This window comes from Flavobacterium sp. LAR06, from assembly GCF_041946075.1.
Taxonomy (GTDB): Bacteria; Bacteroidota; Bacteroidia; order Flavobacteriales; family Flavobacteriaceae; genus Flavobacterium.
Map to the genome: position 1 here is coordinate 55,405 of NZ_JAUTYT010000007.1, position 21,379 is coordinate 76,783.

Genomic DNA, 21,379 nt, shown 5'->3' on the forward strand with positions numbered 1-21,379 from the left:
AAGCGACAGTTGTAGAAAATCTATAACTGTCGCTTTTTTTTATTTTTAGACTCTTTATTTAGCTACTTTAACTTCATAAATAGCATTTACCATTCCATTTTTCTGGCTATCCAGAGTAAGTTCCCAAAACATAATACCTCCTAATTTTTTGGCTTTTGCATATTCTGTTTTAGCTTTGATAGATCTAAGATCATCAGAGGTTGCAAATGTTTTTGTATTTGCATTATACCAATACGGTGCTTGCGCTTTTTCATCATAAAAATATTTCCAGCCGTTTGCTTCAGTGTAAGTAGTAGCAAAATTTTTGAAATTTACACCTTCAATATGTTCACCAGCCTGATATAAGCCATTGTTTACATTTTCAACATTTTTCCATGTTCTGGTATAAAATGCACCACCTATGACTAATTTGCTAGCAGGAACGCCTTGTTTTAATAGATAATTAACCGCTCTGTCAGTAGATTCTTCTTTCGGATTTGTACTATATAATGGTGTATGATGCCCCGTGACCTTAGAATATCCGTTTACTAAATCGTAACTCATAATATTAATACGATTTACATATGGTGCAACGCCTTTCCAGTCTATAGATTCATCCAAACATTTTTGAAAACCTCCCGCGGCAAAACTTAGTTCATACTTTTTACCTAGAGTGGAACGCAATTTTTTTAACAAATCAGTAAAATTAGGTTTATCAGCGGCTTGGTATAAGTGACCTGGCAGACCTTCAATTGATGGATATTCCCAATCTAAATCTAAACCATCTACTTTAAAATAATCACTAACTTCTTTCACGGATTTTGCAAAAGTAAGTCTGCCTTCATCTGTTGAAAATGCAGCTGAACATGGCTCGCAACCACCCCAGCCACCAAGAGATAAAACAATTTTAAGTTGCTGATTTTTAGCTTTTAAAGAAACCAAATGTTTAATTGTTATAGAATCTTTAGGAGAATCAACGCTTAGTTTTCCATTTTTTAAATGACAAAAACTAAAAATAATTTGATCCAGTTTGTTGACTTCGTATTCGTTAATCAATTTGTCATCGCCCGTGTAGTAAGCAATGATATCCATTTTTTTATTTTTTTGCGCAAAAACACTAGTCGTAAAGCTGCACAATAACAAAAAGGCGATCAGGTTAATTTGTTTCATTTTAAAGTTTTTTGTTTTTTGAATGCTAAATATAAGGCAATACATTTAATATTTAACTATGTTATTTGTATCATAAAGCTAATTTTAACGAAAATTTGCAAATCTTTGCAAAAATATTGCGCTTCATAAATCAGGTTTCAAAGATTTTTAATCTGTAGCAAAACCTATTTTATATGCACTGTAGTTTAACCCCCACTGCTATGCGTCTCTACTTTTAAATGAACTTATTCCACTAATATGGTGGAAAAAAACAGGGCTGGAAAAAAAATAAACCCGCACAGTTTCGGACTTGTGCGGGTTTAAACAAATTAAAAGCTAAAAACTATTTTTGTATTAGAAGCAGTATTCGTTTTCTGCAACTAACTTAGAAGTAATCGTTTCTCTTAATGCTACAACATTTGGATTGTTTGTGTATTTTGTGAAACGTTTTAATCCCATTAACATCATACGTTGTTCGTCACCTTCAGCAAAAGAAATAATTCCTTCTTTTCCTCTAGAGTTAACGATATCTACCGCTTTGTATAAGTATAATTTTGCCATGGCAATTTGCTCTTGTACTTTAGCTTCACCTTGATTTTTGGCTAATTTCTCCGTTCTAAGAATAGTACTTTCAGCCATGTAAACCTCGATTAAGATATCAGAAGCAGCCATTAATAACTGTTGGTGAGAATCTAAATCTGGACCATATTTTTGAACAGCGCTACCAGCAACCATCAAGAATACTTTTTTCAGGTTAGCGATAATTCCTTTTTCTTCAGCAAATAATTCAGAGAAATCAGGAGTATCAAAAGATGGAATTCCCATTAATTCTTCCTGAACTTTCATTGCAGGTCCTAGTAAATCAACGTGACCTTTCATTGCTTTTTTGATCAACATACCTACAGAAAGCATTCTGTTGATTTCGTTTGTTCCTTCGTAAATACGAGCGATACGAGCATCTCTCCAGGCACTTTCCATTGGAGTATCTTCAGAGAATCCCATTCCACCAAAAATCTGAATTCCTTCATCAGCACAAGATTGTACGTCTTCAGAAACTGCTACTTTCAGTATAGAACATTCGATAGCATATTCTTCAACACCTTTCAATTCCGCTTCCTGGTGAGAAGTTCCTTCTGCTTCACGAGCAGCGATTCTGTCTTCGATATCTTTTGCAGCACGGTAAGAAGCACTTTCTCCAGCGTATGCATTAGTTGCCATTTCAGCTAATTTAGAACGGATAGCTCCAAAAGATGAAATTGCAGTGTTGAACTGAATTCTTTCGTTAGCATATTTTACTGCATTTGAAGTAACTCTACGTTGTGCATCCAAACAAGCAGCAGCCAATTTAATACGTCCAACATTTAAAGCATTCATTGCAATTTTGAAACCGTTTCCTCTTTCAGATAACATGTTTTCAACAGGAACTTTAGTATCGTTGAAGAAAACCTGACGAGTAGAAGAAGCACGGATTCCTAATTTATGCTCTTCTTCATTCATAGAAATTCCGTTTGACGGATCATTTTCTACGATGAAACCTGTAATATTTTTATCATCTCCAATACGAGCAAAAACGATGAAAACGCTACAGAAACCTGCATTCGAAATCCACATTTTTTGTCCTGTGATTGAATAGTATTTTCCATCTTCAGATAAAACAGCTTTTGTTTTTCCTGAGTTAGCATCAGATCCTGCTCCTGGTTCTGTTAAGCAATAAGCTCCAAACCATTCTCCAGTAGCCAATTTTGGAACGTATTTTTTCTTTTGTTCTTCAGTACCATAAAGTGTAATTGGCATAGTTCCAATTCCTGTATGCGCACCAAAAGCAGTTGAGAAAGATCCTGTAGCACCAGAAATGTAATCACAAACTAACATTGTAGAAACGAATCCCATTCCTAATCCACCGTATTCTTCAGGAACTGCAACTCCAAGAAGTCCCAATTCTCCAGCTTTACGCATAGATGCTTCTGTATAAGCGTAATCTTTTTTCTCAAAACGATCTTTATGCGCCCATAATTCTTTATCAACGAACTCTTTTACAGAGTCACGCATCATTAACTGCTCTTCCGAAAAATCTTCTGGTGTAAAGACATCTTCGCATTTTGTTTCTTTAACTAAAAACTGACCACCACGGGTTACGTTTTTTTCGATTGTATCTGCCATTGCTTTTGTTTTTTGTATATTTTTTATTTTATAATCGAATCTCCAATCTTGTCATTTCGACGAAGGAGAAATCACATCCAGTTTGTCCACACAGTGCGTTCTCAGCGAGTGTGATTTCTTCTTCGTCGAAATGACAAAGAAGACGTTTTACAATACCTCGTAAATTCCTGCAGAACCTTGTCCAGTCCCCACACACATAGAAACAATTCCGTATTTACTACCTCTGCGTTTCATCTCATCAAATAACTGAACAGAAAGTTTAGCACCTGTACATCCAAGAGGGTGACCTAAAGCGATCGCTCCACCGTTTACGTTTACAATATCCGGATTTAAACCTAGCTCGCGAATTACAGCCAAAGACTGAGAAGCAAATGCTTCGTTTAATTCGACCAAGTCAATATCTTTCAATTCTAAACCAGCTTGTTTTAAGGCTTTCGGAATCGCTTTTACAGGACCGATACCCATAATTCTTGGCTCAACGCCAGATGAAGCAAAATTTACTAATCTGGCAATTGGCTCAAGGTTCAATTCTTTAACCATGTCCTCACTCATGATTAAAACAAAAGCAGCACCATCACTCATTTGTGATGAGTTACCTGCTGTAACGCTTCCGTCGGCAGCAAAAACGGGTCTCAATCCAGCCAAAGCAGAAACTGATGTTCCGGCTCTTGGGCCTTCGTCTTGTTTTACAACGTATGATTTAGTTTCTTTTTTTCCATTTTCATTGATGAAAGTCTGATCAACAGTAATCGGAACGATTTGTTTGTCGAATTTCCCTTCAGCTTGTGCTTTCAAAGCTTTCATATGAGAGTTGTAAGCAAACTCATCCTGATCTTCTCTTGAGATTTTGTATTGGTTCGCAACCGCTTCAGCAGTTAAACCCATTCCCCAATAATAATCTTCGTGACCTGCAGCTGCAACTTTATAATCCGGAGTTGGTTTGTAACCTCCCATCGGAATAAAACTCATACTTTCAGCTCCACCAGCAATGATACAATCTGCCATTCCTGATTGGATTTTAGCAGTTGCCATTCCGATAGTTTCTAATCCAGAAGCACAATAACGGTTCACAGTAACTCCAGGAACATCTTCAACTTTTAATCCCATTAAAGAGATTAAACGCCCAACGTTAAGACCTTGTTCAGCCTCCGGCATGGCATTTCCTACCATAACGTCATCGATACGTTTTTTATCAAAATCAGGCAGTTCATCCATCATAAACTGAATAGTTTCTGCTGCTAATTCGTCAGGTCTTTTAAATCTAAAAACCCCTTTTGGTGCTTTTCCTACCGCAGTACGGTAAGCTTTTACGATATATGCTGTTTTCATTTGTTTCTTTTTTTAAGAGTATAGAAAATAGAGTATAGAAAATAGACTTTTACTAAGTCTGAAATCTATATTCTATTCTCTTTGTTCTATTTTCTAGTTTCTTAATGGTTTTCCTTTAGTTAACATATATTGAATTCTCTCTAAAGTTTTTCTTTCTGTACATAGACTCAGGAAAGCTTCACGTTCGATATCTAATAAATATTGTTCAGATACTAAAGTTGCTTCAGATAAATCTCCACCAGCCATTACATAAGCCAGTTTGTTAGCGATTTTTTTATCGTGCTCAGAAATGTATTTTCCAGCTTCCATTTGGTCAGTTCCAACTAAGAACATTCCAAGAGCTTGTTTACCTAAAACCTTAACGTCAGTTCTTCTGATAGGTTGTGTATAACCCCCTTCAGCCATTAATAAAGCATGTTTCTTAGCTTCAGCAATCTGACGATCTTTGTTTACTACGATAACATCTTTACCATGTTGAAGAAGTCCAGTGTCGAAAGCTTCGTAACCAGAAGTGGATACTTTTGCCATAGCGATAGTCAAGAAATACTCCTGAAGAACGTTCAATTCCACGTCGTTTTTGCGGAATAAATCAGAAGCTCTTAAAGCCATTTCTTTAGATCCACCACCACCAGGAAGTACACCAACACCAAATTCAACCAATCCCATATAGGTTTCTGCAGCAGCAACCACCTTATCAGCATGTAAGCTCATTTCGCATCCTCCACCAAAAGTCATTCCGTGAGGCGCAACCACAACTGGAATAGAAGAGTAACGAACACGCATCATAGTGTCCTGGAACAATTTGATAGCCATGTTCAATTCATCATATTCCTGCTCAACTGCCATCATGAAAATCATTCCGATATTAGCTCCAACAGAGAAATTCGCTGCCTGGTTACCAATAACTAAACCTTGATATTCTTTTTCAGATAAGTCGATTGCTTTATTGATAGCCTGAAGTACATCGCCACCAATAGTATTCATTTTAGATTGGAATTCTAAGTTCAAAATTCCATCTCCTAAATCCTGAATGATTGCACCACTATTGCTCCAAACTTTTTTGCTTTCGCGGATGTTGTTCAGAATAATAAAGGAATCTTGTCCAGGAACTTTAACTTGTGATTTTGTTGGAATGTTGTAGAAATAAGTTGCTCCTTCTTTTACAGAGTAGAAACTTTCGCTTCCAGAAGCCAACATTTCAGTAACCCATGCAGCTGGCTCTAAACCTTCTGCTTTCATGATTTCGATTCCGTTGGCAACACCAATAGCATCCCAGATTTCGAATGGACCATTTTCCCATCCAAAACCAGCTTTCATCGCATCATCAATTTTGTATAATTCGTCTGAGATTTCAGGAATTCTGTTTGACACATAAGCAAACATTCCAGAGAAACTCTTACGGTAGAATTCTCCCGCTTTGTCTTTTCCTTTTACCAAAACTTTAAAGCGATTGATTGGTTTATCAATAGTTTTTGTCAGTTCAAGCGTAGCAAAATTTGCTTTTTTAGCAGCGCGGTATTCTAATGTATCTAAGTCTAAAGAAAGAATGTCTTTATCTACTTTTTTATAAAAACCTTGACCCGTTTTGCTTCCTAACCATTTATTTTCCATCATTTTGTTGACGAAATCAGGAAGTTTAAACAATTCGTGTTGTTCGTCTGTCGGGCAGTTTTCGTAGATACCGTTGGCAACGTGTACCAAAGTATCCAAACCAACAACGTCAACGGTACGGAAAGTAGCCGATTTTGGACGACCAATTACAGGACCAGTCAATTTATCCACTTCTTCAATCGTTAATCCCATTTCTTTTACCAGGTGGAACAAACTCTGAATACCGTAAATACCAATTCTGTTTCCAATAAACGCCGGAGTATCTTTAGCAACAACAGAAGTTTTTCCTAAGAATTTAGATCCGTATTCGTTTAAGAAATCCAATACTTCAGTTGAAGTTTTTGGACCAGGAATAATTTCAAATAATTTTAAGTAACGCGCAGGGTTAAAAAAGTGAGTTCCGCAGAAGTGTTTTTGAAAATCTTCGCTTCTTCCTTCGCTCATAAAATGAATCGGAATACCAGAAGTGTTTGATGTAACCAAAGTTCCCGGTGTACGGAATTTCTCGATTTGTTCAAAAACCAGTTTTTTGATATCCAAACGCTCTACAACAACTTCAATAATCCAGTCAACATTGGCAATTTTTGCCATATCATCAGTCGTATTTCCAGTTGTAATTCTGCTTGCAAATTTTTGACTGTAAATAGGAGACGGTTTCGATTTTAATGAATTCGCCAAGTGCTCGTTTACTACACGGTTGCGAACTGCTTTACTTTCAAGTGTTAATCCTTTTTTAGCTTCAGCTTCTGTCAACTCGCGCGGTACGATGTCAAGCAGTAAAACTTCAACACCAATGTTGGCAAAATGACAAGCTATTCCTGAACCCATAATTCCGGATCCAATTACAGCAACTTTTTTAATTGTGCGTTTCATAATAAGTCGTTAATATTTATTTTTTTTATTTTGAATTGAAATAAGCCGTCTCCAGTAATACGAATCTGCTTATTCCTTTTCTTTGTTTTCTGTTTGGGTAAATATGTTTTTGTCCTGAATCAATTCGTTGATAATTTCAGAAACTTCGATAAAATGTTTCAGCTTTTCATCCGAGACATGTTTTCTAACTGTTTCATTAAATTTCAGAACTGTATTTTTAGATAAATCTCTTTTTTCTTTTCCAAATTCGGTCAGGTAGATCAAAACACCGCGTCCGTCAGATGGATTTTTTTTGCGAACAATCAAACCTTTGTCTTCCATTGATTTTAATGTTCTGGTCAGGCTCGTGGCTTCCATTCCCATTCTTGGCCCCAACGCTGTCGAAGGCGTTCCTTCTTCCTTGTCGATACTCAAAAGAGCAAACCCGGTAGCCATTGTGGCATCGTACTTTGCAGCTTCTTCGTTATACATTCTTGAAACAGCTTGCCATGTCGCTCTCAAAATATAATCTATTGTTTTGTCTTTCATAGGTAACTATATCGATTTCAAATATAATCAAAAAATACTATGCATGCATATTATTTTTAGATAAATTTTTGGTTAATAAATTTTTTGTTCTGGTTTTCAGTGTTTTATGGTTATTTTTTAATTGAAATATACTATTCTTTTTTGATATTTTAACAAATTAAGTGCGGTAAAAATTGTTTTATGACTTTAAAACGGAGTTAAATTCCATATAATGTAAAAATTGCTGTTTATAATGCAGTATTATTATTCAATTCATATTTAGAAAGAGCCTTTTGCAGGATATTTTTCATTCGGTTTCGCAGGTTTTCGGGCCGGAGAATTTCGATTCCGTCTCCAAAACCCAATAAAATACGTTCCATCTCATAATTCGGCAAAATAAACAAATGCACAATAATACTTCCGTCTTCATTTTCTTTAATTAATCGCTGTGACGAATGCAAAGGTTTGGTCACAACATAAGGCGCATTTACCGCATCAATCCAAAGTTCGATTCGCTTGGGCTGTAAGCCTGTATTTACCGTAACGCCAATTACATTCTTATAAAAAGAATCCGCATCAAAATCTTCTTCTATATAAGGAAGGTTAAAATCGTAGTCAATTGCGATGATGCGATCCAAAGCCAAATTTTTAACAGGCTGTGAACTTTTTGTCTTTCCTACCAAAAACCACCGATTATTAAATTCCTTCAATATAAAAGGATGAAAATGAAATTTGGTTTCTTCTCTCGATTTAAAAGATTTGTACGTAATGACAAGCGTAACTTTCTTAATTATCGCCTGATAAATCTCGTCTAAGAAATGCAGCCCTTTCAGATTCTCGTTTTTATCCAGATAAATAACCGGTTTTGTATGCGACTTCTCCGCATAGATTTTATCCTCCAAACGTTGTAAAATATCCGATACATCGCTAAACAACGAAAAATCCTTAAACTGTTTCAGCATCGAAACCGTTTCGGTTAAAACATTCATATCCGTTTCTGTCAACGGAATATCCGTGATCGAAAATTCGTCCTCCTCATATTTATAATACTTTTTATCATAAACGACAATCGGCGCGTTATAACCCAGCTTTTCACTACGCATCAGCTGAATATCCATCTGAATCGTCCGTTTGCTAATCGGATTTTCCCGACCCTCATATTCAAACAAAGCTTCAGAACAACATTCGATCAAATCTTCCAGAGTCCATTGCCGGTATTTATTCTGCAGACATTTGTCAATCGTTTTGTAGCGTATTAAGGCATTTTTGTTTTGTGACATAGTTTGGGGTTTTGCCGCGAAGGCGCTAAGGCACTCAGTTTTTTCTCTCGCAGTCCAGATAGCTATCGGGAGCAGATCGAGCAGATTTTTTTTAATCATTTTAATCATTTAATCTGTGGCTATAAAAACATTGCGACTTTGCGACTTTGCGAGATTATTTTTTGCTTTCTAAAATACTCACCTCTTTTTCAATATTAACCCGTGCCTTCTCTTCATATAATTTCCTGAATTCATCCGTCTGAAAAATAAATTCGTTTTCCAGAAAATGTTTCAAGGCTTTTGCTCGTCCAGGCTTATAAAGAAAATCAGGATAAATGCTATATTCTTTTCTAATCTGTTCAAAATAGATTTTATAATCGTCCCAATCTCTGGCGAGGATTTTCAAATCAAAATCGATCAGCCAGTTAATATCTTCTATTTTATTATGCTGATGCAGTTGTGTTGCACAAATCATATCAAAAGCCAATGCCGAATTCAGAGTAGTTTCCTTTGGAAGAATCTTAACCGCATATTCCGCACTTTTTAGTTCGTTGTCTTTTTTACTGCTTACATAAATGTAGTCGTGATAAAAAATCGAATACAAAACTTCATTCGGAAATTGAAGCTGATCAAAATAGGTTTCATAACACGCAATCATATCTTGAATATGCTTCAGATTATGATAATGCCGTGATTTTTTGGAATAGGCTTTTTCTAAATTCGACCAATTACTTTTTATTTCATTTTCTCCAAAGCCAATATTGGCAAGCAATTGGGTGTATTTTTCCTTTAGATTCATAAGCCTTTTTTACTCAAATATAAAATTCTTTTTTTACTGCGCAAAATAATTGCGTAGTAGCTCTGAAATCTTTGTAATGTCAAAACGAAACAACGTTGATTGTTTAATTTTAAAAACCAGAAATTATGAAATTCAATTTTTTAGCAAAAGAGAAAAACAATATAGTTAATTACGAAAAGGCACCTGCTATTTCATTAACATCAGAATATGAATTGTATGCAGCAGTTGTAACAACAAGTTTAAATGCTTCATTTTATGAAAAAGATACTGCACGTTTAGATCGAATAAAAGATTTGATCAAAAAAAGCAATCCGGTTTTTGTAGCTAAGTTGGCGGTTTATGCACGAAATGAAATGCACATGCGTTCAGTGCCTTTGGTTTTAATTGTAGAATTGGCTAAAATATATTCAGGAGATTCCTTAATCAGTAAAATGATTACGAAGGTTATACAACGTGCCGACGAGATAACAGAGTTATTGGCCTATTACCAAATGGCAAATGAGCGAAACGATATCAAAAAATTGAATCGTTTGTCAAAACAAATACAAAAAGGTTTGGCAACTTCTTTCAACAAATTCGATGAATATCAATTTGCAAAATACAACCGTGATAGTGTGGTAAAATTGAAAGATGCTTTGTTTTTGGTGCATCCAAAAGCAAAAGATGAGGCACAACAAGTATTGTTTAATAAAATAGCAAATAACACTTTGGAAACGCCTTATACATGGGAAACTGAATTGTCACAATTGGGTCAGGTGAAGTTTTTTAACGAAGCAGAAAAACAAAAAACATTCACCCAAAAATGGGAAGAATTGATCGATAGTAACAAAATAGGCTATATGGCTTTGTTGCGTAATTTGCGAAACATATTAGAAGCGAATGTTTCTGGTTTTCATATCGCAAAAGTGAGTGATTATCTTTCAAATGAAAAAGCCGTTTTGAATTCAAAACAATTGCCATTCCGATTTTTAGCTGCTTATCGCGAATTGAAAGCCTTGAATTATAAATATACGACAATGCTTTTAGATGCTTTGGAAGATGCCGTTATGATGAGCGCACAAAATATAAAAGGTTTTGATGTCAACACAGCTGTTGTAATTGCTTGCGACGTTTCAGGTTCAATGCAGAAAAATATCTCTCCAAAAAGTAAAGTCATGCTTTACGATATTGGTTTGATGTTGGGTATGTTGATGCAAAATCGTTGTAAAAATGTGGTAAGTGGTATGTTTGGTGACCGTTGGAAAATAATCAATATGCCAAAACGAGCGATATTGGCAAACGTAAACGAATACTACAAGCGAGAAGGTGAAGTAGGTTACGCAACAAATGGTTATTTGGTTTTGGAAGATTTGATAAAACGAAAAGAAATCGTTGATAAAGTAATGTTGTTTACCGATGTTCAAATGTGGAACAATGCTTACACCAAAGATAGTTTTGCCAATTCCTGGAACCGATACAAAAAGATCTCTCCAAATGCAAAATTGTATTTATTTGATTTGGCTGGTTACGGTCAGGCACCAATAAATGTCGAGAAAAACGATGTTTATTTGATAGCAGGCTGGTCTGATAAAGTATTTGATGTATTGAATGCTTTAGACGATAAAAACAGCGCTTTGAATTACATTAACAGAATAGAATTGTAAAAAAGAATATTTACTGCGCAAAATAATTGCGCAGTAGTATTTAAATCTTTGCAATAGAAAAATTCATTGAAAATTAAAAGTAAAAAACAAGTTCCATAAAAAAGAGCTCCTTCGTGTCGTGGGTTCAATTGCCATCAATTCTATTATCAAAGATAGAATTGTAGCTCAGTGGGTAGAGCAGAAAATATCTTTTTGAATGTTGTCTTGTTTTAAAATAAAAAAAGAATGTCGTAAATAAGGGTTACTTCGTCTCAAATTTGGGGAGGAATAGCGAAGTTGTAGAATCAGCAAGGCTATCCAGTTCGACTCTGGCAAGACAAGCCCCGTTTCTCTTATTGCTTTTTACTTCTTTTTAAAACTGAAAAATGTCGTGTGTCAGAGCTACTTCGTAAAGGATTCAAAATACTCTGGCCAATTATCACTTTTTCAAATTTATAAGATGCCGTATATAAGTATTACTTCGTTGGTAGATTTAATTAGGTTCGAGTCCTAAAGGCTACTTATAAAATATTGCTCTTAAAAAAAAGAGTGTCGTCAGGAAATGGTTCCTTCGTTCCAAAGAAAATTAAACCATTCCTAAACATTACCTCTTTTAAATTATTAAATAAAACATTTTAGATTATGACAATCAAACAAATTATATACAAAGCTGAAAAAAAGTTTAAAAAAATACAACTTAGAGATGATGTTTGGGGCTTTCAAATTCAACCCAATACTAAATTTATAAAGGGAATTAGTAGAAAAGAAATTGATCAATTACAAATATTATTCGGATTTGATTTTCCTTGGGAATACAGAGAAATGCTTTTAATTTTCTCGAATATAGAAACTAATTTGATTTCAATTAATCCCGAAGATAAATTAGATATTAAATATGCTCGTGAAAACTTTTTCCATCAATATCCTGAAGATTTTGAAAAATTAAGAGGTTTTATTGATCAAATTAATGAAAATAAATTTGAAGCAGAATTGGTTCTTACCGAAGCGGGTTTTGATGTTTCAAAAATAGTAGGTTACATTCCGATGCATAATCATCGTGCTCTTGTAGTTTTTGAAGACAAATATCTTTCGCCTGTTATTTCAGCTATGCAATCCGATATTATTATGTTTGGAAATAATTTAAGGGAATATCTCAAAAATGAACTTTTAAGAGTTTGATGTATTCCACAAAGTTAATTTATCGTACAGTTTGTCATTTCGAGGCACGAGAAATCTCCGCAAGTAACTCCGCAACGAAAGGACAATCTTTGTCGAATTACGCGTGTGATTTCTCCCTTCGGTCGAAATGACAAAGAGTACGCTTAATCGTTGCTTTAATAAAACTTTGCGCCTCTGCGACTTTGCGAGAAATATGTCTTCGCTCAGCAAAAAAACTTAGAATTAAATTTATCTACGCAAAATAACTGCGTAGTACTGAATAACCTTTGTACTATCAAAATAAAAGAAAAAATGAAAACACAAATAAACGGTACAGATATATTAGAATTAGGATTCCCGGAAGGAAAGATAATCGGAATCGCATTAAAAATAAACAGTAAAAGACATGGGTTAAAACGTGATGAAATGATAACCAATTTCAAAAGCGTTTTGGAAACACCAGAAAATTATACAGACGATGCTATTTTTAGCAAACTCGCTACGGCCTTAATCGAAAAAGCGAATGAAAAACCGGAGGATTTCATCACTTTAAATCAAAATCCAAATGCCTATTCAGCTTACGGATTAGAACATATCGAAGACGGCGCCAGAAAACAAATGGAAGTGGCCATGAAATTGCCGGTTACCGTTGCCGGAGCTTTAATGCCAGATGCGCACCAAGGTTATGGATTGCCTATTGGCGGAGTTCTAGCCACTAAAAATGCCATTATTCCGTATGGTGTTGGGGTTGATATTGGTTGCAGAATGGCGTTGTCGGTTTATGATATTCCGGAAGCTTTTTACTTTGAAAATGAAGCTAAATTCAAAAGAGAATTAGTGGCACATTCTAAGTTTGGTGCGGGTCATGGTTTTCAGGGACAATACAAATCAGATCACTCGATTTTGGACAATGATACTTTCAATATGAATCCGTTTGTGAAGAACTTAAAAGATAAAGCCTGGTCACAATTAGGATCTTCTGGTGGAGGAAATCACTTTGTGGAATTCGGAATCATGGAATTTGCCAAAGACGATGCGGTTTTAAATATCCCAAAAGGGAAATATGTCGCTTTGTTAACGCATTCTGGTTCACGTGGAATGGGCGCAACTATTGCCGGATATTATACTAAAATGGCCAAAGAGGTTTGTAAACTTCCGGAAGTGGCAAAAAACTTAGCGTATCTGGATATGAATTCGCAATTGGGTCAGGAATATTGGATGGCGATGAATCTGGCGGGAGATTACGCTTCGGCTTGTCATGAAATTATCCATCACAAAATGGAGAAAGCATTAGGAGCAACGATTTTAGCCAAAGTCGAAAACCACCATAATTTTGCCTGGAAAGAAACCTGGAATGGAGAAGAAGTAATTGTACATAGAAAAGGAGCAACCCCAGCTGGAAAAGGCGTAATGGGAATCATTCCGGGAAGTATGACCGCACCGGGATTTTTAGTGAGAGGAAAAGGCGAGGAGAACGCGATCAATTCGGCTTCGCACGGAGCAGGAAGACAAATGAGCAGAACTCAGGCCATTAAAAACATCACTAAAACCGAAATGCAGTCCATCTTAAAAGAGCACGGTGTAACACTTATTGGAGCTGGTTTAGACGAAGCGCCAATGGCCTATAAAGATATCAATCAGGTTATGGAAGCACAACAGGATCTGGTCGACGTTGTAGCAAAGTTTACCCCAAAAATGGTCAGAATGGCGGATGACGGGAGTAGAGAAGATTAAATTTAGTTTTCAGTCACGGTCACAGTTTTCAATGTAGAGACGCACAGCAGTGCGTCTAACACAGTGCTTAAAAAACTTAAAACACATAGTATAAAAGAAAACTTTGTGACTCTGCGCCTTTGCGAGATTAAAATACTTTAATTTGTGCAAAAAAAATTAATGAAATTTATACAACAGCGAACCATAATCTTAAAGTCATTTATTGCCGCACTAGCGATATTAATAATTAAAAATTTTGTCTTCAAAAAACTTTCACTTTACGGACAGGATTTTCACGATTTGATTGAACTGTCTGATATTACAATCATTTTTACGGGAGCCTTTTTTGTATTCGGATTGTTATTGGCGGCAACCATGACCGATTTTAAAGAAAGTGAAAAAATCCCGGGCGAAGTGGCTTCAAATCTCGAAGCAATAAAAGACTGGATTTATCTGGCTTTCAAGGCGCCAAGAACAGGAACTTCTGATTTGTGCAAGGAGGAATTAGACAGCACCTTTTTACGCGAACAAATGATTGGGATTACCGATGGTATTATTGCATGGATTTATTCCCACGGAAAAGATTCTACGGTTATCTTTCCCTTAATTCGAAAATCAAATGAGATTGCCTATTATTTTGCCGAAAGAGGTGTCGACAAAGAAGCCATAAAAGGCATACAGGAAAATACAAATGCGATGCGAAAACAGCTTACGCGTGCTTATTCGATTTCGAGAAACAACTTTATCAAGCCAGCTTATACCTTACTGCAAAGTATATTGTTTATCGTCATGTCGCTTTTACTGATTACCAAATTCAAAAGCCCTTCGGCCGATTATTTGGTAACTTCTGCCATTACGTTTTTGTTTTGCTATTTGTATTTATTAATTAGCGGTTTAGACGATCCTTTTGATATTCTCAACGGAGATACCAATGTCGATTTGAAACCTATTGATCGATTTAAACAACGATTGTGTTCGGATTTTTTGGTTTGAAAACGGGATTGCTTTCGGTTAATTTATACTAACAAAGTAAGTCTGTAACCGACTTTATTTGTAGCCTTTAAATCAGTTGTTTTTACTGGGTTTAAAGGCTTTTTGTTTATTTATATTTGAAAACCATCATGAAAGAAAAAATATTAGCGTAATTAAAAGAAATAGAAAAAAGCAAGGATGTAGAAATACTTTTTGCTGTGGAATCAGGAAGTTGAACCTGGGGATTTGCTTCTCCGGACAGCGATTATGATATCCGTTTTATATACAAACACAAACCAGAATATTATCTATCGCTTTGGGAAAAACCAGATGTAATCGAATTCATGACAGAAGACGATCTTGACGGTTCTGGTTGGGACTTACGGAAAGCCGTAAAGTTATTAGCAAAATCTAACGCACCTTTGATAGAGTGGTTGTTTTCGCCTGTGGTGTATTACCAAAATGACGATTTTGTAAAACAGATGCAGGAGTTAGCCGTAGAATGTTTTTCGCCAATAGCGACTTTACATTGGTCGTTTTGTAGAATTGCTGCTTAAAAACAATCCTAATATTCTAGAAATTTTGGCTTCGCCGGAAGATTCTATTTTATATAGACATCCTTTAATGGAGTATTTGCGACTAGAAGATTTTCTATCTAAACTCTGCAAAGATTCTTTTGCCGGTTACGCCGTTACACAAATCAAAAAGGCGAGAGGTTTAAACAAGAAAATAGTAAATCCAATGCCAAAGGAAAAGAAAAGTCTTTTAGATTTTTGTTATGTCCTGAAAGGATATGAAACGCTTGCTTTAAATATTTTTTAGCAGAAAATAAGTTGAATCAGGAGCAATGTGGTTTGGTTAATTTGGCCATTCAAAAGGAATGTTTGCGTTATTTTATGATCAGGATAAAACTTTAGGCTATAAAGGAATTATTCAAAAAGAAAACTCAAATGAAGTTTCGCTTTCGTCTATTCCTAAAAACGAAAAGTTAATCGGCTATTTGTCCTGCAATCAGGATGGCTATTCGAAATATTGTAAAGAATACAAAGAATATTGGAATTGGATCGAGAAACGAAACGAAAATCGCTACGATACCAATCAAAAGCACGGAAAAAATTATGACAGTAAAAACATGATGCACACGATCCGGCTTTTGCAAACCGCTGAACAAATTCTGTCTACTGGAAAATTGAATATCAGAGTTTCAAATCGTGAGGAATTACTCGATATAAAAGCTGGAAATAAAGAATATGATGATTTGCTTGACATGGCAGATAATCTAATTGTTTTAATTGAAAATCATTATGAGACTTCAACTTTACCAGAAAAGCCAAATGAAGAAAAAGCAATTCAAAATTTAATAAAAATTAGAGAAGAATTATACCAATAAAACCAAAAAATGCGCAAAATAACTTTTGCGCATTTTGTATATAAATCCTAGATAAGAATATTATTTCCCTTTCAATAACTTCTCTAAATACTCAACCTTTTCTCTTTCAGCCAAAACCAAACGTTCGTAAAGCTCCACAACTTTATCAAGAGGATTGAATGTGCAATGATTGTTATGAATATTTCCTTGAGCACCACTATTAGTACTATTATCGTAAAAGCTATTAAAGAAATTAAAAACAGATTCTTCAGAAAAGTTTTCAATTGCTGTGCTCATAAGTCAAGGGTATTTAAAATTTTTCAAAAAGATAGTGATGCGTAAAAAACATGATTGATTCGATAAGGTACCGTTTTTAGCGTTTTTTCGAGGTGTAAATATACTCTTTTTCTTACTTTGTTTAAATTGAAAAAATCAATTATTTAAGAAACCATCATCTTAACTCCCAAAATGTGCTTACAAATTCCTCTTTTACCCTGATAAGCCGTAAACCAGTCACAAGTACATCTTTGCGAATTAGCATCGATAATCACTTTGTGTAAAACGCCCGAACCTTTTACTTTTGCTTCGATATAATCGGTTCTTCGCTCGACGATTTCGATGTCTTCATTATCGATTAGTTTTTTGGCATTTTTTAGTCTTGGGTTTAGCGATAAAATACGTTCGGTTTTAAAAGGAAGACGACGGTAGAAATGCGCTTTTTCGCTTAAATCGTATCCTAATAATCCCATTGAAGATAAATTGGACGTCAGGTTGCCCATTGTTCCAAAATCAATGTCATTTTCTATAGAAAGCATCGTTGGATCAAAAGTTTCATTTGATTTTAATAAACTGTTTAATCCGTAAACCCATTCTATTGGTAAATTTTCAGTCATGGTTTCCAATACGTTTCCTTCGCCTGAAAATCCGCGATACGAGTCAGGAGAAAAAGCCATTAAAAGCTGCATTTTTCCAAATTCAGCCACTATCGCACACGTTTGTTTGTCTGACGATTCATAAATATAAATTTTATCTACAATGGCCAGAATTCCTTCTAACAAACGCAAACGCTGTACACCGCCAATTCTGACACTGTCGGCTGTAGCCAAAGTCGAAAACATAAATTTCCCGGCTCTTTTGGTAATAAAAAAATCACCTTTTACAGCTCCTTTTGGTAAACTTTGAAACAACTGAATCGTCTGAATTTTATTCAACTCAAACTTAATATCCATATCTGCCAGATACAACTGAACACTCGTTAAACCTTTTATCCAGCGCATTGGTAAAGTCACTTTTTTCTCGGTCACTTTTGCTTTGCTGGTAATCACCTGAACATCCTGCTGGCCAACGGCAAGGGTTACTTTTTCGTTTTTCTGAATCGCATTTAAGGCATTCAGCATCGGATCATTAAAATCGACATTCGTCGTTCCGTTGGCAATAAATTCTCCGTCAATCGCTTCAGGCTTCATATCCAGTCGTACATATACTCCATTACAAGACGAAAACCCTTCGAAACGCAAGCGCTCAGATCCTGCCGAAACGATAGGATCACGAAGACTTGGCGGAATAGGTCCAAAACTGGAACGAACCACTTTGGCAATCGTACTCCAGCATTTTGCAGTAACATAAGGATCTGTCAAACTTCCCCAGAAAAAACACGGAATGTTATTGACCTCTTCAATTTCGGTCTGATGTGCCAAAACCAGATTGTTGATGCCTTTGGTTTTACTGTAAGTCGATATTCCTTTATAATTATATTCGAGATCTGTCATTTTTCTTTATTTTAAAATTTGCTTAATCAATGCTTTAAGCGATGCATTATCTTTCCATTTTTCAAAGAAAACAATTGCTTTTGTCGTCGGTTTCTGATTGGTTTTGGTTAAAATATCCAGATAGTTTTCTATTATTTTTTTGAAGTTGGTTGGCAGCTTATCTTTTAATTCAAGATTTTCAAAGAAGGAGTTTAACAACTTCAATAAAGCATTATTATGCAATGGCGAAACATCTTTAATGGCAATTAATCCATCGACCAATCTCAAAAACACACCATATTTTTCGGTTGCCAGACAGGTTATTTTCTCAGCAAAAAGTTCGATGTCAATGGCTTGTTTCTCGATTAACTGAATCAAAACTTCAGATGTCAATAGTCGTAAATCTTTCTTTTCCTGAAAGAAACAGCAGGCATATAAAAGCAATGTAATATCTGAGAATCGAAATTCTGGTCGGTTAATAACGTCGAGAAAAGCTTTTAATTCCGGTTTTGCGCCATCGGCAATACCACAATTATGTAATAAAGTCAAAGCGAGCGCATCTGAGTTTTGCGGTGTAAGACTGTGCCAGAAATAGGTGTTTCCTGCATAATTCAAATTGTAATCCCAACTGTTCGGTCTGCTGTAAAGATCCAGACTGTACAATAAATAATTTGGAATTTTAGAATAATTCGGCAAATGGAAGCTTAGTTCATACCAGGATGGCGTTCTTTCTTTTTCTTTGGTTTTATAATTGGTCCACTCGTTCCATTTTTCCTTAAACCGAACCTGAGGTTTAAAAGGAGATACCACAAACGGAATCTCTTTTAAATAGGTATTCTCAAATTCCGGGAAAGTATCGTTGGGATAAAAAGTTCTTGCCGCAACCGCCCAAAGCGACAAGTTTCCTGTCTCTTTGGTCGTTTTTCCCATTGTCGCCAATAATTTAGAGAAGAGAGAAGTTGAATCCAGATTCAGTTTTTCATCGACACCAAGGCAGAAAGATAAAAGCGGTTTAATTTCGCCTTCAATTTTATCCAGTAACGGAATGGCTTCTGCAACATTTTCTCTCGGCATACGCGCAATGGCAACAGCCAAATCGGCATAATCAATTTCTTCTTTTGTATTTTGATACGCAATAACTCTTTCTAACAAAACCTTTGGAGCAACCCAATATGGTTTATGGCTAGGGAAAGAGAGGAGCGGCAACGTAGAGTTGGATTCGATTTTTTGCTGCACTTTTTCCAGCAAAGGTTTCATTAAAGCAAGCGTATTAATTTTTGCGTAATGTTTGTATGTACTGTCAAATTTGCCATTGATATTTGGAATCTTCTGCTGTAAAAATGACTTCAGGTAATTTTTATGAACCGCTTCAAAATAATGTTTTTGCAACTGTTTATTGTAAGGCTCTAATTGTGCCGTATAATCTGCGGGAAACAAATTACGCTGTTGAATATAGGTATTCATTAAAATTTCGGTATCGAGAACTTCGTCTGATCCAATGAAATTTCCAAACTGAAAGACAATATCATTCCAGTCTTTTGGCAACTGAACTTCTTCTGTAAGGAATAACTCCTGTTGAGGTTCGAATGTATATTCTTCAAGAAAAGCATCATCAATAACCAGGCTATCTTCATCTAAAAATTGCGTTAATCCTGATTTGATATTTCCCTGCATTAATGTGACATAAGAAGATAATTTCTCTTTAAGGGCCTTATCTTTTATGTTGGCAATTTTGGTGATAATTTTGGTAGCGCGTTCCTGCAAAGCCAGATCGGCAATCACGTAAACATCAGCAATAATTGATGATATAGCGGCACTTAGTTTTGGGTTTGATTTATTTATTTTCTCGAGAATTGGCAAGACGTTTTTAATAGCTGCTTTGCAATCGCTTCGCATCATTAAAGGTTCGAGCCATTCCAGAAATGATTTGGTTTTGAATTTTGGATGATCGTAAATTTTCTTGATCAGTTCAATTCCGTAACTCGTTATAGGCGGGTAGGGATTATGTAGAAAGGAGAATATGTTTTCCTGATAAAGGATAAGTTCATCGGCAGTAACATTAAATTCTTCAATTCTTTTTCTAAAAAAAGATTTCAGGTTATTGTTCCATTCTTTGGTTTGAATCAGGATGGCATTTTCGATAAAAAACGCACGTTCCATCTTTTTTTCTTCTAACAAAGATTGATAAATAACTACCCACGTCTGAAATTCATCATGTGCTTGAGAATCATTATCCCTAAAAAAACTAATGTGCAGAATCGTTTCATAGTGAAACAATTCCGGAATATCTCTTTGCCAGGTTAGTTTGTCACTCAATGTATTATTGACGAATTGTCGGATTTTCATCTTTGCGCGCCACTCATTAGTTGCCGCTAAAGTTAAAGCGTATAATTCCGGATTATAAAGCAATAAATTCTGCTCTTCCAGTTTTCTCAGAATGTGATAATTAAATCCAACCCAGTCTTGTCTTTTTACTTTATCTAAAATAAAAGTATCAAGCCAATTTGGTTTTGCCCACAATAAAACATCCAGAACCTGCGGTTTTTCGTCTATTTCGTTCAGTAAATTCAAGGCTTCATCCCATGAATTAATATCGGTTTTATCAAATAAAGCAATGGCGCTAAGGGTAATAATATCACTTTGTTTTTTATCGCCGCGGGTTCCCCAGCCATAATCGTGTTTGTCTTTTTTTACGTAACCTGGATCCTTAGTCAAATCGGTATACGTCATAAAATAACGCTTACTTTTCTTGATGATTTTCTTTAGCGCTTCAATATTTCCTTTTGATTTTTCTTTAAGAAAAGGCAAAAGCAAATCAATATTTTTTGATTTTATGATAGCCTCATATTCTTCAAGAGCTTCATCCGATTTAGCACTTTTAGCTGTTTTTGGTTTTGAAGCTACAGCAACATCACCAGTTTCTGAATATCCTTTTTTTACTTTTTCGGCCAGTATTTTTTCCGCCGCTTTCAGGCATTCTTCGCCTGTAGAAAATGATTTGGTTTGAGAAGTTCCTGATGTTCCGTTTTTCCCGTAAGTGACAGTATATTGTAATCCGGTAACTTCAATTTGCCAAAACTTATCAGAGTTTCCGTCTATGTATTTAAGACTTTTTTTCATGGAATTTTAAT

The 21,379-nt window shown here is 35.5% G+C and carries 15 protein-coding genes and 2 pseudogenes; 7 read left to right on the top strand and 10 right to left on the bottom strand.

All coding sequences use genetic code 11. The features are described from left to right. Window positions 1–54: 54 nt before the first annotated feature. The 7 genes from Q7C23_RS11555 to Q7C23_RS11585 all read right to left on the bottom strand — a co-directional run bounded on the left by Q7C23_RS11555 (window position 55) and on the right by Q7C23_RS11585 (window position 9,666). Entirely contained in the window at window positions 55–1,149 is a 1,095-nt protein-coding gene (locus tag Q7C23_RS11555) for a glycoside hydrolase family 18 protein (protein WP_375032665.1), read from the bottom strand. A gap of 333 nt (window positions 1,150–1,482) precedes the next feature. Next, window positions 1,483–3,288 (bottom strand): acyl-CoA dehydrogenase family protein, encoded by a 1,806-nt coding sequence (locus tag Q7C23_RS11560; RefSeq protein ID WP_375032666.1) that lies wholly within the window; start codon window positions 3,286–3,288, stop codon window positions 1,483–1,485. 147 nt (window positions 3,289–3,435) lie between these two features. Beyond that, window positions 3,436–4,617, bottom strand: a complete 1,182-nt coding sequence (locus Q7C23_RS11565) for an acetyl-CoA C-acyltransferase (protein WP_375032667.1) — start codon at window positions 4,615–4,617, stop codon at window positions 3,436–3,438. Between the two features lie 93 nt (window positions 4,618–4,710). After that, window positions 4,711–7,101, bottom strand: a complete 2,391-nt coding sequence (locus tag Q7C23_RS11570; protein WP_375032668.1) for a 3-hydroxyacyl-CoA dehydrogenase/enoyl-CoA hydratase family protein — start codon at window positions 7,099–7,101, stop codon at window positions 4,711–4,713. Window positions 7,102–7,170: 69 nt separating this feature from the next. Then, window positions 7,171–7,629: a MarR family winged helix-turn-helix transcriptional regulator gene (locus Q7C23_RS11575; RefSeq protein WP_056193743.1), complete on the bottom strand. Its 459-nt coding sequence runs from the start codon at window positions 7,627–7,629 to the stop codon at window positions 7,171–7,173. 227 nt (window positions 7,630–7,856) lie between these two features. Next, a complete protein-coding gene (locus Q7C23_RS11580; protein WP_375032669.1) occupies window positions 7,857–8,888 on the bottom strand; it encodes a helix-turn-helix transcriptional regulator in 1,032 nt (343 codons plus the stop codon). Between the two features lie 154 nt (window positions 8,889–9,042). After that, window positions 9,043–9,666 (bottom strand): hypothetical protein, encoded by a 624-nt coding sequence (locus Q7C23_RS11585; protein ID WP_375032670.1) that lies wholly within the window; start codon window positions 9,664–9,666, stop codon window positions 9,043–9,045. 125 nt (window positions 9,667–9,791) lie between these two features. On the opposite strand from Q7C23_RS11585, the gene Q7C23_RS11590 reads away from it, so the two are divergent. The 7 genes and pseudogenes from Q7C23_RS11590 (at window position 9,792) to Q7C23_RS11620 (ending at window position 16,521) form a co-directional block, all read left to right on the top strand. Then, a complete protein-coding gene (locus tag Q7C23_RS11590; protein ID WP_375032671.1) occupies window positions 9,792–11,309 on the top strand; it encodes a TROVE domain-containing protein in 1,518 nt (505 codons plus the stop codon). Window positions 11,310–11,930: 621 nt separating this feature from the next. Beyond that, a complete protein-coding gene (locus Q7C23_RS11595; RefSeq protein WP_375032672.1) occupies window positions 11,931–12,467 on the top strand; it encodes a hypothetical protein in 537 nt (178 codons plus the stop codon). A 291-nt stretch (window positions 12,468–12,758) separates the two neighbouring features. Next, window positions 12,759–14,180, top strand: a complete 1,422-nt coding sequence (locus Q7C23_RS11600; protein WP_375032673.1) for an RtcB family protein — start codon at window positions 12,759–12,761, stop codon at window positions 14,178–14,180. Window positions 14,181–14,339: 159 nt separating this feature from the next. After that, entirely contained in the window at window positions 14,340–15,152 is an 813-nt protein-coding gene (locus Q7C23_RS11605; RefSeq protein WP_375032674.1) for a hypothetical protein, read from the top strand. 161 nt (window positions 15,153–15,313) lie between these two features. Then, window positions 15,314–15,661 (top strand): annotated as a pseudogene (locus Q7C23_RS11610) (DNA polymerase beta superfamily protein); the annotation flags it as partial. Window positions 15,662–15,713: 52 nt separating this feature from the next. Next, complete coding sequence (locus Q7C23_RS11615) at window positions 15,714–15,953, top strand: hypothetical protein (RefSeq protein WP_375032675.1); 240 nt, start codon at window positions 15,714–15,716, stop codon at window positions 15,951–15,953. Window positions 15,954–16,011: 58 nt separating this feature from the next. Beyond that, window positions 16,012–16,521, top strand: coding sequence for a hypothetical protein (locus Q7C23_RS11620; RefSeq protein WP_375032676.1), 510 nt, complete (start codon window positions 16,012–16,014; stop codon window positions 16,519–16,521). Between the two features lie 60 nt (window positions 16,522–16,581). Here Q7C23_RS11620 and Q7C23_RS11625 read toward each other — a convergent pair. From Q7C23_RS11625 to Q7C23_RS11635, 3 genes and pseudogenes are all read right to left on the bottom strand, one after another. Beyond that, window positions 16,582–16,788: pseudogene (locus Q7C23_RS11625) on the bottom strand (transcriptional regulator); the annotation flags it as partial. Between the two features lie 152 nt (window positions 16,789–16,940). Then, window positions 16,941–18,269 carry an SWIM zinc finger family protein gene (locus Q7C23_RS11630; RefSeq protein ID WP_375032677.1) on the bottom strand — a complete coding sequence of 443 codons (1,329 nt, stop codon included), beginning with the start codon at window positions 18,267–18,269 and terminating at the stop codon, window positions 16,941–16,943. A 6-nt stretch (window positions 18,270–18,275) separates the two neighbouring features. After that, the gene (locus tag Q7C23_RS11635; RefSeq protein WP_375032678.1) at window positions 18,276–21,368 is read right to left on the bottom strand and encodes a DUF6493 family protein; all 3,093 of its coding nucleotides are present in this window, start codon (window positions 21,366–21,368) and stop codon (window positions 18,276–18,278) included. Window positions 21,369–21,379 lie beyond the last annotated feature (11 nt).

Excerpts from the sequence above, each read along its gene's own strand:
- Q7C23_RS11575 (WP_056193743.1), bottom strand. The coding sequence starts at position 7,629 with ATGAAAGACAAAACAATAGATTATATTTTGAGAGCGACATGGCAAGCT.
- Q7C23_RS11600 (WP_375032673.1), top strand. The coding sequence starts at position 12,759 with ATGAAAACACAAATAAACGGTACAGATATATTAGAATTAGGATTCCCG.
- Q7C23_RS11590 (WP_375032671.1), top strand. The coding sequence starts at position 9,792 with ATGAAATTCAATTTTTTAGCAAAAGAGAAAAACAATATAGTTAATTAC.
- Q7C23_RS11605 (WP_375032674.1), top strand. The coding sequence starts at position 14,340 with ATGAAATTTATACAACAGCGAACCATAATCTTAAAGTCATTTATTGCC.
- Q7C23_RS11585 (WP_375032670.1), bottom strand. The coding sequence starts at position 9,666 with ATGAATCTAAAGGAAAAATACACCCAATTGCTTGCCAATATTGGCTTT.
- Q7C23_RS11620 (WP_375032676.1), top strand. The coding sequence starts at position 16,012 with ATGTTTGCGTTATTTTATGATCAGGATAAAACTTTAGGCTATAAAGGA.
- Q7C23_RS11595 (WP_375032672.1), top strand. The coding sequence starts at position 11,931 with ATGACAATCAAACAAATTATATACAAAGCTGAAAAAAAGTTTAAAAAA.
- Q7C23_RS11635 (WP_375032678.1), bottom strand. The coding sequence starts at position 21,368 with ATGAAAAAAAGTCTTAAATACATAGACGGAAACTCTGATAAGTTTTGG.
- Q7C23_RS11570 (WP_375032668.1), bottom strand. The coding sequence starts at position 7,101 with ATGAAACGCACAATTAAAAAAGTTGCTGTAATTGGATCCGGAATTATG.
- Q7C23_RS11560 (WP_375032666.1), bottom strand. The coding sequence starts at position 3,288 with ATGGCAGATACAATCGAAAAAAACGTAACCCGTGGTGGTCAGTTTTTA.
- Q7C23_RS11580 (WP_375032669.1), bottom strand. The coding sequence starts at position 8,888 with ATGTCACAAAACAAAAATGCCTTAATACGCTACAAAACGATTGACAAA.
- Q7C23_RS11630 (WP_375032677.1), bottom strand. The coding sequence starts at position 18,269 with ATGACAGATCTCGAATATAATTATAAAGGAATATCGACTTACAGTAAA.
- Q7C23_RS11555 (WP_375032665.1), bottom strand. The coding sequence starts at position 1,149 with ATGAAACAAATTAACCTGATCGCCTTTTTGTTATTGTGCAGCTTTACG.
- Q7C23_RS11565 (WP_375032667.1), bottom strand. The coding sequence starts at position 4,617 with ATGAAAACAGCATATATCGTAAAAGCTTACCGTACTGCGGTAGGAAAA.